This is a genomic window from Methylobacterium sp. J-030, from assembly GCF_022829545.1.
Lineage (GTDB): Bacteria > Pseudomonadota > Alphaproteobacteria > Rhizobiales > Beijerinckiaceae > Methylobacterium.
The window spans coordinates 1-14740 of sequence record NZ_JAKSYM010000321.1; the positions used below are offsets into that span (position 1 = coordinate 1).

13 protein-coding genes are annotated in these 14740 nt (G+C 68.9%); 5 read left to right on the top strand and 8 right to left on the bottom strand.

Features of this window, described 5'->3' with window-relative positions; genetic code table 11:
* Positions 1-966 (bottom strand): chaperonin GroEL (groEL, locus tag MKK75_RS23955; RefSeq protein ID WP_244045012.1); only part of this gene is annotated, 966 nt, incomplete at its 3' end.
* 71 nt (positions 967-1037) lie between these two features.
* The gene (groES, locus tag MKK75_RS23960) at positions 1038-1328 is read right to left on the bottom strand and encodes a co-chaperone GroES (protein ID WP_243973424.1); all 291 of its coding nucleotides are present in this window, start codon (positions 1326-1328) and stop codon (positions 1038-1040) included.
* A 194-nt stretch (positions 1329-1522) separates the two neighbouring features.
* On the opposite strand from groES, the gene MKK75_RS23965 reads away from it, so the two are divergent.
* Positions 1523-2509, top strand: coding sequence for a CorA family divalent cation transporter (locus MKK75_RS23965; protein WP_244045013.1), 987 nt, complete (start codon positions 1523-1525; stop codon positions 2507-2509).
* 206 nt (positions 2510-2715) lie between these two features.
* Positions 2716-4176: a methyl-accepting chemotaxis protein gene (locus MKK75_RS23970; RefSeq protein ID WP_244045014.1), complete on the top strand. Its 1461-nt coding sequence runs from the start codon at positions 2716-2718 to the stop codon at positions 4174-4176.
* A 17-nt stretch (positions 4177-4193) separates the two neighbouring features.
* Here the strand turns inward: MKK75_RS23970 and pdeM are convergent, their stop codons facing one another.
* Genes pdeM through MKK75_RS23985 form a run of 3 tightly spaced genes read right to left on the bottom strand, consistent with a single transcriptional unit; the run spans position 4194 to position 8439 of the window.
* Positions 4194-4907, bottom strand: a complete 714-nt coding sequence (gene pdeM, locus MKK75_RS23975; RefSeq protein WP_244045015.1) for a ligase-associated DNA damage response endonuclease PdeM — start codon at positions 4905-4907, stop codon at positions 4194-4196.
* 41 nt (positions 4908-4948) lie between these two features.
* Positions 4949-7486, bottom strand: a complete 2538-nt coding sequence (locus tag MKK75_RS23980; protein ID WP_244045183.1) for a ligase-associated DNA damage response DEXH box helicase — start codon at positions 7484-7486, stop codon at positions 4949-4951.
* Complete coding sequence (locus MKK75_RS23985; protein ID WP_244045016.1) at positions 7483-8439, bottom strand: alpha/beta hydrolase; 957 nt, start codon at positions 8437-8439, stop codon at positions 7483-7485. The genes MKK75_RS23980 and MKK75_RS23985 overlap by 4 nt, the downstream gene beginning before the upstream one ends.
* 278 nt (positions 8440-8717) lie before the next feature.
* Between MKK75_RS23985 and MKK75_RS23990 the strand changes: the two genes are divergently transcribed.
* Both MKK75_RS23990 and MKK75_RS23995 read left to right on the top strand, forming a co-directional pair.
* Positions 8718-9071, top strand: a complete 354-nt coding sequence (locus MKK75_RS23990) for a DUF6460 domain-containing protein (RefSeq protein ID WP_244045017.1) — start codon at positions 8718-8720, stop codon at positions 9069-9071.
* A gap of 51 nt (positions 9072-9122) precedes the next feature.
* Positions 9123-10487 carry an MATE family efflux transporter gene (locus tag MKK75_RS23995; RefSeq protein ID WP_244045018.1) on the top strand — a complete coding sequence of 455 codons (1365 nt, stop codon included), beginning with the start codon at positions 9123-9125 and terminating at the stop codon, positions 10485-10487.
* A gap of 19 nt (positions 10488-10506) precedes the next feature.
* On the opposite strand, the gene MKK75_RS24000 is transcribed toward MKK75_RS23995, so the two are convergent.
* Complete coding sequence (locus tag MKK75_RS24000; protein ID WP_244045019.1) at positions 10507-10860, bottom strand: hypothetical protein; 354 nt, start codon at positions 10858-10860, stop codon at positions 10507-10509.
* Between the two features lie 216 nt (positions 10861-11076).
* Between MKK75_RS24000 and MKK75_RS24005 the strand changes: the two genes are divergently transcribed.
* Positions 11077-11970, top strand: coding sequence for an HpcH/HpaI aldolase/citrate lyase family protein (locus MKK75_RS24005; protein ID WP_244045020.1), 894 nt, complete (start codon positions 11077-11079; stop codon positions 11968-11970).
* 92 nt (positions 11971-12062) lie between these two features.
* Here the strand turns inward: MKK75_RS24005 and MKK75_RS24010 are convergent, their stop codons facing one another.
* Positions 12063-12332, bottom strand: coding sequence for a hypothetical protein (locus MKK75_RS24010; protein WP_244045021.1), 270 nt, complete (start codon positions 12330-12332; stop codon positions 12063-12065).
* A complete protein-coding gene (locus MKK75_RS24015) occupies positions 12329-14626 on the bottom strand; it encodes an FdhF/YdeP family oxidoreductase (RefSeq protein ID WP_244045022.1) in 2298 nt (765 codons plus the stop codon). The genes MKK75_RS24010 and MKK75_RS24015 overlap by 4 nt, the downstream gene beginning before the upstream one ends.
* Between the last annotated feature and the right edge of the window lie 114 nt (positions 14627-14740).

Below are 14740 nucleotides of genomic sequence, written 5' to 3' on the forward strand. Positions count from 1 at the left end.
GCGCTTGGCGCGGCCGAGCATGGGCAGCGTCACGTTCTCGAGCTTGATGCCCAGATCCTCGGCGATCATCTGGCCCTTGGTCAGGATCGCGATGTCCTCCAGCATCGCCTTGCGGCGATCACCGAAGCCCGGCGCCTTGACGGCCGCGACCTTCAGGCCGCCGCGCAGCTTGTTCACCACCAGCGTGGCCAGCGCCTCGCCCTCGATGTCCTCGGCGATGATCAGCAGCGGCTTGCCGGTCTGCACGACCGCCTCAAGGACGGGTAGCATCGCCTGCAGAGAAGAAAGCTTCTTCTCGTGGATGAGGATGTAGGGGTCCTCGAGCTCGGCGACCATCTTCTCCGCATTCGTGATGAAGTACGGGGAGAGGTAGCCGCGGTCGAACTGCATGCCCTCGACCACGTCGAGCTCGGTCTCGGCGGTCTTGGCCTCCTCGACCGTGATCACGCCCTCGTTGCCCACCTTCTGCATGGCGTGGGCGATCATCTCGCCGATCTCCTTGTCGCCGTTGGCGGAGATCGTGCCGACCTGCGCGACCTCGTCGGAGGTCGAGACCTTCTTGGCGCGCGCGATGATGTCCTTCACGGCGGCGGCCGTGGCGAGGTCGATGCCGCGCTTCAGGTCCATCGGGTTGATGCCGGCGGCGACGTACTTGGCGCCCTCGCGGACGATGGCCTGGGCCAGCACGGTCGCGGTGGTGGTGCCGTCACCCGCGATGTCGTTGGTCTTCGAGGCCACTTCGCGCACCATCTGGGCGCCCATGTTCTCGAACTTGTCGGCGAGCTCGATCTCCTTGGCGACGGTCACGCCGTCCTTGGTGATGCGTGGGGCGCCGAAGCTCTTCTCGATCACGACGTTGCGGCCCTTCGGACCGAGCGTCACCTTCACCGCATCCGCGAGGATGTCGACGCCGCGCAGCATCTTGTCGCGGGCGTCGGCGGAGAAACGAACGTCTTTCGCTGCCATGGTTTGCCTCTTTCGATTGCGTTCGACCCCAAGGCCGGGATGGCCTCAAAGGGTTGGGACGGGTGATCCGATCAGAGGGCGACGACGCCCATGATGTCGGATTCCTTCATGATCAGGAGGTCCTGACCGTCGATCTTGACCTCGGTGCCGGACCACTTGCCGAACAGGACGCGGTCGCCCTTCTTGACGTCGAGCGGGTTGATGCGGCCGGTCTCGTCGCGGGCGCCGGGGCCGACGGCGACGATCTCGCCCTCCTGCGGCTTCTCCTTGGCGGTATCCGGGATGATGATGCCGCCCTTGGTCTTCTCCTCGCTCTCGATGCGACGGACGACCACGCGGTCGTGCAGCGGACGGAAGTTCATGAGCTGCCCTCTTGCTTCAGGTCTGGAGTTGGCGTTGAAGCGGCCGGCGGGACCGCCGCGAACTCGACTGTTAGCACTCTGTCTCGGCGAGTGCCAAAGACGGCCGCGAGATAGGCGCGGGCTGGTTCCGTGTCAAGGCTGTCGCACCCCTCAAGCGGCCAAGCCTCCGTTCCCTCTCTGGAAAACCCGCTGCGATGCTGAGCCTGCACGGTTCCGAAGGCCCGGTCGCGCCGGAGAGCGCACGCCTCGTCCCCCGCGACGCCGTCTGGCTCGATCTCAACGACCCGACCTCAGAGGAGGCGCGAGCCGTGGAGGAGGCGACCGGCCTGCGCGTGCCGTCCCGGGCCGCCCTGTCGGAGGTCGAGACGTCGAGCCGGCTCCGGCGGGTGAAGGGCGGCCTGTCGCTGTCCACACCGATGATCACCTTCGAGCGGAGCGAGTCGCAGCTGAAGCCCCTGGGCTTCCTGCTGACCAAGGATCACCTCGTCACGGTGCGCTTCCACGAGCTGCGCGCCTTCGACTCCTCGGCCAAGCGGATCGCGGAGGGCGACGGCAGCACCACCCCGAGCGAGATCTTCCTGGTCGTGCTGGAGGAGCTGGTCGACAGCCTCGCGGACTCGCTGGAGGACATGGCCTCGGAGCTGGATTCCCTCTCGACCCGGATCTTCGACTTCGACGTGCGTGGCGCGGGCCGTGATCGGCTGGAAAGCCCGCCGCCCCGGCGCCGCGACCTCGCCCTCCGCCGGATCCTGCGCGGGATCAGCAACCGCGGGAAGGTGCTGGGCAAGATCCGCGCGAGCCTGCTCGGGCTGGAGCGGATCGTCCCGTTCGTCTCCGCGGCCTGCGACGGCCTCGGACTGCCCGACGATGGCCGATTCGACACGATCCGGCGGGACATCGAATCGCTCGACGAGTTCGAGACGCGGCTCGCCGAGAACGTGCAGTTCCTGCTCGATGCGGCGCTCGGCCTGATCAACATCGAGCAGAACAACGTCTTCCGCGTGCTCACCGTCGTATCGGTGGTGGGCGTGCCGCCGACCCTGATCGCCTCCATGTACGGCATGAACTTCAAGCACATGCCGGAACTCGACTGGACCTACGGTTATCCCTATGCCCTCGCTCTCATCCTCGTGAGCGCGCTCGCGCCGATCGTGTATTTTCGGATGCGCGGATGGTTTTGATCTCGCGTTCTATATCTCTTTTATGGACCAATTTAATTTATATGAATATAAATAATAGCTACACGATCTTGTCAGTGCTGTAATCAAATTACGGGACTATCTGATTTAAGAATTGGAATTTACCCTGACCCAGATTATGGCCCATCTTTTAGCATTCGTTTAACCATCACCTGCCTCATATCTGTGTGCAGGTGGCGGGCACAGATATGTTCAAGCGATCGACGTACAGTGAGTCCGAGGCGAAGATCGAAGCCCTCGATCGATCACTTGCAATCATCGAATTTTCGATGGACGGAAATATTATTCGTGCGAACGAGAACTTTCTTCGGGTTATGAAATTCTCGCTCGATGAACTCGCGAACAAACATCACCGCTTATTCGTTGATGAAGAGCAGTCGAAATCCGCGGAGTACGCGGCGTTCTGGACGAAGCTGAAGCAGGGGCAGTACGTGACCGGCGAGTTCCTGCGCCTCGACAGGAACAAGGACCCGGTCTGGCTCGAAGCCACCTACAACCCGATCCTCGACCGGTCAGGCAAGCCCGTGAAGGTCGTGAAGTTCGCGAGCGATATCTCGCAGAAGAAGAAGCAGATCGACCGGCTGGTGTGGATGATCGACAATATGCCGGTCGCGGTGATGACCGCCGATCCGCGCGACAATTTTCGGATCGACTACCTGAATCAGACATCGCGCAAGACCCTCGGACCGCTGGAGCAATATCTCCCGATCAAGATCGACGAGATGCTGGAGAACTCGTTCGACGTGTTCCACAAGAACCCGCATCACCAGCGTTCGATGCTGGCGGATGCGAGCCGCCTGCCGCACCGGACCAAGATCAAGGTCGGGCCCGAGACGCTCGATCTGCAGGTCACCGCCGTCAACGATGAGAAGGGGAACTACATCGGGCCGATGCTGACCTGGGCCGTCGTCACGGCGCAGGTCCAGATGTCCTCCGAGGTCACACGGGTGGTCGATGCGGTCGGATCGGCGATCCACGAGATGCAGCAATCGGCCGAAGGGCTCACGCACTCGGCCGATTCCGCGCGGCAGAAGGCGACTTCCGTGGCGGCGACCTCGGAGCAGATGAACGAGGCGATCCAGGAAATTTCCGGGCAGGTCGGGCGCGTGTCGGAGCGGGCCCAGCAGATCGCCACCCAGGCCGAAACCACCGACGCGACGATGCGGCAGCTCGCCGAGAACGCGCGCAAGGTCGACGCCGTGGTCGGCATGATCAAGTCGATCGCCGATCAGACCAACCTGCTGGCGCTCAACGCCACGATCGAGGCGGCCCGGGCCGGTGTGGCGGGACGCGGCTTCGCGGTCGTGGCCAGCGAGGTCAAGGCGCTGGCGGAGCAGACCGCCAAGGCCACGGGTGAGATCACCCAGCAGGTCTCGGCGATCCAGAGCGCGACCGGCGACGCGGTCGGCGCCATCGAGATGATCACCGCGGCCGTCGGCGAGCTGTCCAAGCTGACGCTGGCCATGGCGAGCGCCGTGGAGGAGCAGGCGGTCTCGACCCACGAGATGTCGGGCAACATCAGCGGCGTCTCGCAGGCGGCGAACGCGACCGGCCAGTTCGCTGAAGCGGTCCGGGGCATCGCCGGACGCCTGGCCGGCCATTCGTCCAGCCTGTCGGAGAGTGTGAACCGCTTCATGAAGACGGCCTGATCCGGCTGGCCCGGCGCTCAGTCCCGGGCGAGCTGCGCCCGGCCGATGGCGAAGACCCGCCCGTCTCCCATAAGGTGGGCGGTGAAGCCCTTCGGAAACAGGCCTTCGATCGCCTTATCACGGACGTTCAGGCCGCCCGCATAGGCGCCGAAGGCCGGCATCACCAGCCGCGATCCGTCCGTGACGAAGCAGCGGCGGCGCACCGCCCGGCCGCGCATCGCGACCTTGCCGCAGGGATGGAGGTGGCCGGCGACCTCCCCGGGTGCCCCGCCCGCGCTCGGCTCGTGGCGCAGGAGCAGGCCGCCGAGCGTCAGCGCGTCGGCGTAGCGGCCGCCGACGCCTTCGCTGACCGCGGCATCGTGGTTCCCGGCGATCCAGACCCAGTCCCGGCCCTCTTGAAGGGCCGCCACCAGGGCGCGGTCACCTGGCTCCATGCGCTCCGGTCCCCGTGCGTCGTGAAACGAATCGCCGAGCGCGACCACCCGGGCGGGATCGTGCCGCACCACCGCCTCGTGCAGGCAGGCCAGGGTCTCGCGGGTGTCGTAGGGCGGCAGGAACTGGCCGGAGCGCACCGCGTAGGACGAGCCCTTCTCCAGGTGGAGATCGGACACGATCAGCGTCCGATGCTCCGGCAGCCAAAGGCCGCCGCACAGGTCGAGCACCAGGGTCTCGCCCGCGAGTTGAAGGGTCGGGTGCTTGTGAGTCTTCTCGAGTCGCAGGCCGGCCGCCAAGATCGCATCCTCGGTGTCGTCGGGGGAGGGCGGATCGACGGTCAGGACAGGGCCTCTTGAAGAAGCTCCGCCTCGGCCTCGGCCAGGATCTCGTCGGCCCCCTCGCCGTAGACCCGCTCGCGCCCGATCTCGAGCATCACGGATACGGAGAGCGGCGAGACCCGGTCGAGAGACCTGTAAGTGATTCGCCCCTGGATGCGCTCTAGCATCATGCCGAGGCGCCTCACGTCGAGGAGTCCGGTTGCCGCATCCTGCCGCGCGGCCCGGAGCAGCAGGTGGTCGGGCTGGTGCTTGCGCAGCACGTCGTAGATCAGGTCGGTGGAGATCGTGACCTGGCGGCCGGATTTTTTTTGACCGGGGTGATGGCGTTCGATCAACCCTGCAATCACGGCACATTGCCGGAACGTACGCTTCATCATCGCGGATTCGTCGAGCCAAGCCTCCAGATCGTCGCCGAGCATGTCGACCGCGAACAGGTCGCCGATGAAATCCGGATCGATCGCGGCGCGCTCGGAGACGTCGCGGGTCGACCAGATGGCGATGCCGTAATCGTTGGCCGCGAAGCCGAGCGGCCGCAGGCCGGCGCGTTCCAGGCGGCGGGTCAGCAGCATGCCGAGCGTCTGGTGCGCGAGGCGGCCCTCGAACGGGAACGCGGTGAGGTAGTGGCGCTTAGCCCGGGGAAAGGTCTCGACGAGGAGGTCGCGCTCCCCCGGCAGGACCGAGCGGCGGCGCTGTTGCAGCAGGTATTGGCCGATCTGCTCGGGCAGGCGGTCCCACGCGAACGGGTCGGCGATCAGCGCCCGCACCCGGGCCGCCAAAAAGGTCGAGAGCGGGAATTTCGCCCCCGCATAGGAGGGGATCGCCGGGTCGGTGCCGGGCGGCGCGCGGGTGACGAGACACTCGTCCTCGGCGAGCCCCTCGAAGCGCAGGGTCTCGCCCGCGAACAGGAAGGTGTCGCCCACCGTCAAGGTCTCGGCGAACTCGTCCTCGATCTCGCCGAGCACCCGGCCGGTCTTGGGCAGGACCGTGCCGGGTTTTCCGCGGAGCGTCCGGCCGAGGCGCACTCGCACGCGGGCCGCCTCGACGATCGTGCCGACATTCATCCGATAGGCCTGGGCGGTGCGGGCATCGCGCACGCGCCAGAGACCGTCCGGGCCGCGCAGGATCTTGGCGAAGCGCTCGTAGGCGCGCAGCGCATAGCCGCCGGTGGCGACGTAATCGACCACCTGCTCGAACGATTCCCACGTGAGCCCGGCATAGGGCACGGCCGAGACGATCTCGTCGTAGAGGTCGAGCGGATCGAAGGCGTCGGCGCAGGCCATGCCGAGGACGTGCTGGGCGAGCACGTCGAGGGCGCCCTGGCGGGCGTCGGGGGTGTCCTGGGCGGCCTCCTCGACGGCGTCGAGGGCCGCCTGGCATTCCAGCATCTCGAACCGGTTGCCCGGGACGAGGTAGGCCTTCGAGGGCTCGTCCATCCGGTGGTTGGCCCGGCCGATCCGCTGCATGATCCGGCTCGCCCCCTTCGGCGCGCCGACATTGACCACGAGGTCGACGTCGCCCCAGTCGATGCCGAGGTCGAGGGTGGCGGTGCAGACGATCGCCCGCAATTGCCCCGCCGCCATTGCGGCCTCGACCCGGCGGCGCTGCTGGGCGTCCAGCGAGCCGTGGTGGATCGCGATCGGCAGCGCGTCCTCGTTGAGCCGCCACAGCTCCTGGAAGGTGTACTCGGCCTGAAGGCGGGTGTTGACGAAGACCAGCGTGGTCCGGTGCTCTTTGATCAGCTCGTAGATCGCCGGCATCGAGTGCCAGGCTGTGTGGCCGGAGATCGGCAGGGCGCGGCCGAGGTCGAGCATGCGCAGATCGGCCTTAGCACCGCCCGACACGGTCACGAGGTCGGCCATGGGCGGCGTGTTTTTCCCTCCCCCCCCTGCGGGGGGAGGGGGAAGCGGCCCCTGCGGCACCAGATACTTCCGCAGTTCATCGGGCTCGCGCACCGTCGCCGAGAGTCCGACCGCCGCAAGCCCCGGGCTCAGCCGGTGCAGACGGGCCAGCGCCAGAGAGAGCAGATCGCCGCGCTTCGACGTCACCAGGGCGTGCAGCTCGTCCAGGATCACGCAGCGCAATCCGGAAAAGAAATCCGCCGCCTCGCGGTGGGCGATCAGCAGCGCGAGCTGCTCGGGGGTGGTCAGCAGGATGTCGGGCGGGCGGCTGATCTGGCGGGTGCGCTTGTGGGCCGGCGTATCGCCGGTCCGGGTCTCGACGCGCACCGGCAGGGCCATCTCGGCGATCGGCGCGTCGAGGTTCCGGGCGATGTCGACCGCCAGCGCCTTCAACGGCGAGACGTAGAGGGTATGAAGGCCCTTCGGCTTCAGCGGCTGCGGCCCGCGCTCCGACAGAGCAACGAGGCTCGGCAGGAATCCGGCGAGCGTCTTGCCGGCCCCGGTCGGCGCCACGAGCAGGGCCGAGCGGCCTTCTCCGGCGATCCGCAGGAGATCGAGCTGATGCGGCCGGGGCGCCCAGCCGCGACCGGCGAACCACGCCCGGAACCGCTCCGGCAGGATCTCCGCCGGGTCGCTCAGGCGAGGGCCATCAGGAAGCGGTCGATCAGCTCCAGCGCCCGCTCGCTCATCGGGCTCGGATAGCGGGCGAAGACGTGGCAGCCGCCGGGATAGATCGCGGTGTGGCCGCCATTCCCCGCGGCCGCCCACCGCCCCGACATGTAGAGCGTGTCGTCGAGCAGCGGGTCCCGGGTGCCGATCGTGAATAGGGCGGGCGGCAGGCCCTTCAGCTCGGCGTAGATCGGCGACACGTCCGGCCGGCGCCGGTCGATCCCCTCGCGCACGTAGCCGTCGGCGAAGTTGGTGAGGTCGCGGGTGTTCACCACCAAGCGCTCCTCGCCCCAGTTGCGCACGGACGGGGTGAGGCCCAGGTCGAAGAACCCGGCATTGAGGTTGGCGCCCCGGAACGCCCGCGGCAGATTGTGCTTGTCGCGCAGCCGCAGCAGCACCATCACGGCGAGGTGAGCGCCCACGGACTCGCCTCCGATGGTGAGCGCGTGGACGCCGAACTCGGCCCTTCCGGGGCCCGCGAGCCACAGGGCCGCCGCCTCGCAATCGAGCAGGGCGGCCGGATAGGGATGCTCGGGGGCGAGCCGGTATTCCACCGACAGGGCGACGAAGCCGCAGGCATCGGCGATCCGCTCCAGCCAGGGATCCTGCTCGTCCGCCGCACCCCAGACCCAGCCGCCCCGGTGGACGTGCAGGTAGGCGCCCCGGAGCTTCGTGCCGGCCCTGGGCCTGATCACCCGGAGCCTGAGCGGGCCGCCGGGCCCGTCGATCGTCAACCATTCGGCACGGGCGCTGTGCGGCATCGCGGGGGCGGCCTTCGTCCCCGCCCGACGGCGTTCACGCACCTCCGCGATCGACAGCGACCAGGGATCGGGCAGCGCCGCATGGGCGGCCACTATCTCGGCGTTCAGCCGGGTGGTCTCGGGATCGATCGTCGCCGGATCGAACAGGGCGTGGTCGATCATCGTGTGTCTGGTCCCGTCAACACGTCTCATCCCTCGGACAACGTCCGGCCCCGGCATGTCGCCCCTTGGCCTTACGCGGCGCGCCGGAAATGTTTCCGGCTGCGTTTCCCGCGGCGCCGGACATCTTGGCGCGATCATCGCGGCTTGCCATCTCGGGTGCGCGGGAGAAATCAGCCAACGCTCGATCGCCCCACGGGTTTCGATGCGGTGTGACGCAGCGGCCACGGTTCCGCCCGCTTCATCGCTGATCGAACGGCGTTCGGTTTCACGAGGACACGATGCTCGTCGATCATCAGCGGCACCGGCGGGACGACGCGCAGCACGGAATGCCGCCGGGCACCTACGGCTCGGACTCCGATCGGCGGCGCGACTCGGCGCTTCGGCGCTTCCTCGGCGGCTCGCCCGCCGGCGTGTTCCTGCGCCTTCTGTTCCTGTCGATCCTGGTCGGCGCCTTCCTGTCGATGCTCGGCCTGACGCCGGGCCGGCTGTTCTGGCATCTCTACGACTCGACCCGGGCGCTGCTGGAGGTCGGCCTCGCCTCGCTGCACGATTTCGGCGGCTGGATCGTCGCGGGGGCGGTCGTAGTCGTGCCGCTCTGGCTCATCGCCCGCCTCTTCGCCGTCTCGCGCTGACCGGCAGCCCGCGCGGGTTCACGAATCGTTCGCGTCGGTTAAGCTCGCGGCATGACGCCTGTGACCACACGCCCGGACCGGCCGACGCACCGCCGGGTGCTGGGCCTCGCCCTGCCGATGACGCTCGCCAACGTCACGACGCCGATGCTCGGCTTCGTGGGCGCGGCGGTGATCGGACGGCTGGGCGACGCGGCCCTGCTCGGCGCCGTCGCCCTCGGCGCGGTGATCTTCGACGCGATCTTCTGGTCGTTCGGCACCCTGCGCATGGCGACCGCGGGGCTCACCGCGCAGGCGGTCGGCGCCCGCGACGACCGGGAGATCGACCGGATCCTGGCCCGGACCCTCGCGGCGGGCGCCCTGATCGGTTTCCTGCTCGTCGCCCTGCAAGGGCCGATCGGCTGGATCGCCTTGGCGATCAGCGGGGCGGGCGAGGCCGTGCGCGCGGGCCTCGCCACTTACTTCCACATCCGCATCCTGTCGGCACCGTTCGTGCTGGCGAATTACGGGGTGCTCGGTTCGGTCCTGGGCCGCGGCCGGACCGATCTCGGCCTGCTGCTGCAGGTGGCGATCAACCTGGTCAACATCGGGCTGACCCTCGTCCTGGTCCTGGGCTTCGGCCTGGGACTGGCCGGCGCGGCGCTGGCGGCGGTCTGCGCGGAGGCGCTCGGGCTGGGGCTCGGGCTGCTCGTCCTGGCGCGCCTCGGCTCACGCCCGTTCCGCGTGCCCCTGCGCGAGCTGCGCGACGCGGCGGCCCTGCGCCGGACGCTGAGCGTCAACGGCGACGTGATCCTGCGGACGCTCGCGCTGATCACCGGGATCGTCCTGTTCTCGGCGCTGGGCGCGCGGCAAGGCGATGTCGTGCTGGCGGCCAATTCGGTGCTGTGGAATCTCTTCCTGATCGGCGGCTTCTTCCTCGACGGCTTCGCCACGGCGGCCGAGGCCCTGTGCGGGCGCGCGGTCGGCGCGCGGGATGCGGACGCATTCCGGACGGCTGCGTCCCTGAGCCTGCGCTGGTGCCTGGGCTTCGGGCTCGGGGTCAGCCTGCTGGCCTTCGCGGGAGGCCAGACCTTCATCGACTTCGTGACGACGAACGGGCCGGTGCGCGAGACCGCGCGGGCCTACCTCATCCTCGCCGCGCTGGCGCCGCTCGCGGCCGCGGCGCCGTTCGCCTATGACGGGATCTATATCGGCGCGACCTGGACGCGGGCGATGCGCAACCTGATGCTCTGCGCGCTCGCCGCCTACGCGGCCGCGCTGGCGCTCGTGCAGGCTCTCGATCTCGGCAATTTGGGGCTGTGGCTCGCCTTCGTGGCGTTTCTGGGCGCCCGGGGCCTCGGCCAGGCGCTCGCGTATCCGGCGCTCGCCCGCGCGACGTTCGCGACCGGTGCCCCGCACCCCCTTCGAACGGCAGCATGAGCGGCGCCGTCCGACGCTCTCAATGCGGATCCTTCCAGGTGGTGGCGACGGGGATGGGCTTCTGCGCTGGAGCCGGTCGGACCACCGGGCTCGGCGCACGCGGCACGACGGCCTCTGCCCGGCGCGGGAGCGCGCGCCGCGGGGCCGCGTATCCGTAGCGGCGACTGCGCCGCACGCGGCGGTGGCGCCGTTCGGTCGAGTTGCCCACGAAGCCGCCGACCACGGCCCCCGCGACGGCACCGATCGGGCCGCCGACCAGCGCACCCGCAACGGCGCCGGACCCGACGCCGAGGGTCGTCCGGCTCTGCGCCTCGGCCGCCCCGGTCGAGGCGAGCGCGCCGATCAGTGCGAGGGCGACCAGCATTGTGCGCATGACTGAATTTCCGCGATCAGAGACTTGAAGAAGAGCGGCCTTTAATCGCGCGAACATGACCAAACCGCGGCCTCGATTCACGAAGATTGAGGTCGGTGTCAAACCGTGCCGGAACTCACGGATCCGCACTTTTGGGGTGTGGCATGCACGGCCGTGTGCTTTAGGGTGCGCCGCAACGACGACGGGCCGCCCGGCGGCCGCACGCGGGAGAAGCCCATGGCCCTGACGACCGACCTGCGCCTGCGCCGAAGCGTGCTCTACATGCCGGGCTCGAATCAGCGGGCGCTCGACAAGGCCAAGACGCTCCCGGTGGACAGCATCATCCTCGATCTGGAGGACGCGGTCGGCCCGGAGGAGAAGGAGATCGCCCGCGCGCAGGTCTGCGCCGCGGTCAAAAGCGGGGAGTATGGCACCCGGGAGCTGGTGATCCGGGTCAACGCCCCGCAGACGCCCTGGGGCGAGGCGGATCTCCACGCCGCCATCGAGGCCAAGCCCGACGCGATCCTGATGCCGAAGGTGTCGTCGCCGGCGGTGCTGGAGAGCATCGCCGACCGGCTCGAATCGCTCGATGCGCCGGAGGAGATCGCGATCTGGGCGATGATCGAGACGCCGGCCTCGATCCTCAACATCCAGGAGATCGCCCGCGCCAAGCGCGATCCGCGCAACCGCCTGACCTGCCTGGTGCTCGGCACCAACGACCTCGCCAAGGACACCTGGGCGAAGATCGTGCCGGGCCGGGTGCCGATGCTGCCGTGGATGATGATGGCTTTGGCCGCCGCCCGGGCCGAGGGTCTGGCGATCCTCGACGGCGTCTACAACGACATCGCCGACACGGAGGGCTGCCGCGACGAGTGCCGGCAGGCGCGCGACCTCGGCTTCGACGGAAAGACCCTGATCCACCCGACGCAGCTGGAGCCCGCCAACACCTCCTTCGCGCCCACCGAGGAGGAGGTACGCCGGGCCAAGCTGGTGATCGAGGCGTTCGAGCGACCGGAATATTCCAAGCGCGGCGCGATCAAGTTGGAGGGGCGGCTCTACGAGCGCCAGCACCTCGGGGTGAACCGCCGGGCCGTGACCTGGGCGGAGGCGATCCGGGCGAAGGGGTTCTGAGGGGAACGTTCGATCGCTTCACACGGCGGCCAACGCCCTCTCTCCCCCGCGGAGGGGGGGAGGGAGGGCGCGGGCTGGATATCCTCCCGCTATCAAGCCCGCACCGCCGCGAACCGCGTCCGCTGCGTCCGCGCGTCCCGGGCCGTGATCGCGACGTGGCCCTGCTCCTCAAGCCCCGCCAAAGCCCGCAGCACGAGCGCGTGCTCCACCCCGAAGGTCCGGGCGAAGGCGCGGCTGTCCCCCGGCAGGCCCAGATCGAGCACCGCCAGAAGGCCGGCCTCCAGGGGCGGCAGCGCGGGATGGGCCGCCGCGACCCGGTCGAGGGCGGCGGCGAACGCCGCTTCCTCGGGCGTCGCGCTCACGCCGCTGCGCGCGCCTGCAGGGTCACCAGCACCGATTTGGAGGTCGGCGTGTCGCTCTTCTCGCCGAAGGTCGAGAGCGGCACGAGCACGTTCAGCTCCGGGTAGTAGCCCGCGAGGGCGCCGCGGGGCATGTCGAAGGGCACGAGGCGGAAATCCTCGGCCCGCCGGGTGATGCCGTCCGCGTGCGTCCCGACGATGTCCACGCGCTCCCCGAGCCGGCCGCGGATCTCCGCAAGGTCGTCCGGATGGGCGAAGACCACGCGGCGCTCGCCGTAGACGCCGCGATAGCGGTCATCCAAGCCGTAGATCGTGGTGTTGTACTGATCGTGGCTGCGGAAGGTCTGCAGCACGTAGGTGCCGTCCGTCTTCCGCGCGGCCTGATGCTCGGTCTCCTCCGGCAGGGCGTCGGCGGAAAAATTCGCCCGGCCCGTATCGGTCTCGAACACCCGCTCGGCGGCGAGGTTGCGCAGCCTGAAGCCGCGCGGCTTGCGCACCCTTGAGTTGAAATCGGCAAACCCGGGGATCGTCGCCGCGATCGCCGCGCGGATCCGGTCGTAATCGGTCGCGAATCCGGCCCAATCGATCGCCGATGAGCCGAGTGTCGCCGCCGCGATCCCGGCGATGATCGCGATCTCCGAGCGCAACTCCCGGGAGGCCGGCTTGTTGATGCCGCCCGAGCCGTGGACCATGCTCATCGAGTCCTCGACCGTCACGATCTGCACTTTTCCGTTTGCGCTGCGGTCGATCTCCGTGCGGCCGAGGCAGGGCAGCAGGTAGCCGACCGCGCCGGGCACGAGGTGGGCGTGGTTGAGCTTCGTGGCGATGTGCACGGTGAGCCGACAGGAGGCCAGCGCCTGCGCCACCACCGGCGTATCGGGCGTCGCCCGCAAAAAGTTGCCGCCGAGGCCGATGAACGCACGGGCGGTACCGTCCCGCATGGCGCGGATCGCCGCCAGCACGTTGTGACCGTGCCGGCGCGGCATCGCGATCCCGAAATGCCGCTCCAGTGCGTCGAGGAAATCCGCGGCGGGCCGTTCGTTGATACCGACCGTCCGGTCGCCCTGCACGTTGGAATGGCCGCGCACCGGGCAGAGCCCGGCGCCGGGCCGGCCGATATGGCCACGCAGGAGCAGGAGGTTGGTGATTTCCCGGATCGTCGCGACCGAGTGCCGGTGCTGGGTCACGCCCATCGCCCAGGTGGCGATGACCCGCTGCGCCCCGAGATAGACGTCGGCCATCGCGACAATCGCGTCCATCGTGAGGCCCGACTGGTCGAGGATCGCCTCCCAGGAGGTCGCCGCGACGGCGCCGCGATAGGCGTCGAGCCCCGCGGTGTGGTGCTCCAGGAAGGCGCGGTCGAGGTGGGAGGGCCGGCCGGCCGCGATGGCCTCGGCATCCCGGGCGAACACGATCTTGGCGATGCCCCGGAACGCCGCCATGTCGCCGCCGGAGCGCGGCTGCAGATAGTGGCTGGCGATCGGGCGGCTCGAACCGCGCAGCATCTCGACGGTGTTCTGCGGATCGGCGAAGCGCTCCAGCCCGCGCTCGCGCACGGGGTTCAGCACCACGACCTCGGCACCGCGCTCGGCCGCCCGGCGCAGGTCGCCGAGCATGCGCGGATGGTTGGTGCCTGGGTTCTGGCCGACGCAGAAGATCGCGTCCGCCTTCTCGAAATCCTCCAGCAGCACCGTGCCCTTGCCGATGCCGATCGCCTCGGTGAGGGCGACGCCGCTCGCCTCGTGGCACATGTTCGAGCAATCGGGGAAGTTGTTGGTGCCGTAGGCCCGGGCGAAGAGCTGATAGATGTAGGCGGCCTCGTTCGAGGCGCGGCCGGAGGTGTAGAACTCGGCCTGGTCCGGGTGGTCAAGGGCGCGCAGTTCTGCGCCGATCTCCGCGAAGGCCTCGTCCCAGCTCACCGGCAGGTAGCGGTCGCTCGCCGCGTCGTAGCGCAGCGGGTGCGTCAGGCGGCCCTCGCCCTCCAGGGCGTAGTCGCTCCAGCCCCGCAGCTCGGCGAGGGTGTGGCGGGCGAAGAAGGCGGGCGGCGTGCGCTTGTCGGTCGCCTCCCAGGAAACGGCCTTCACGCCGTTCTCGCAGAACTCGAAGGACGAGCCGTGCTCCAGGTCGCCCCAGGCGCAGCCGGGACAGTCGAACCCGTCGGGCTGGTTCGCCTTAAGCAGGGCGCGGGCGCCCGTGAGCGGAGCGCGGCTGCCGAGCAGGTGCTTGCCGCAGCTTTTCAGAGCGCCCCAGCCGCCGGCCGCGGACGAGCGCTTGGAAGACCCTTCGGACTGGGCCATGGATCGATCCTGGATTGGCTGAAGCGAACGATCTCGCAAGCGCGAGATAAGCGTGTCCGCGCCGGCCTCACAACGGCGTGTGCGCGCAGGCCCCTCATGCACGTGGCACAGGCT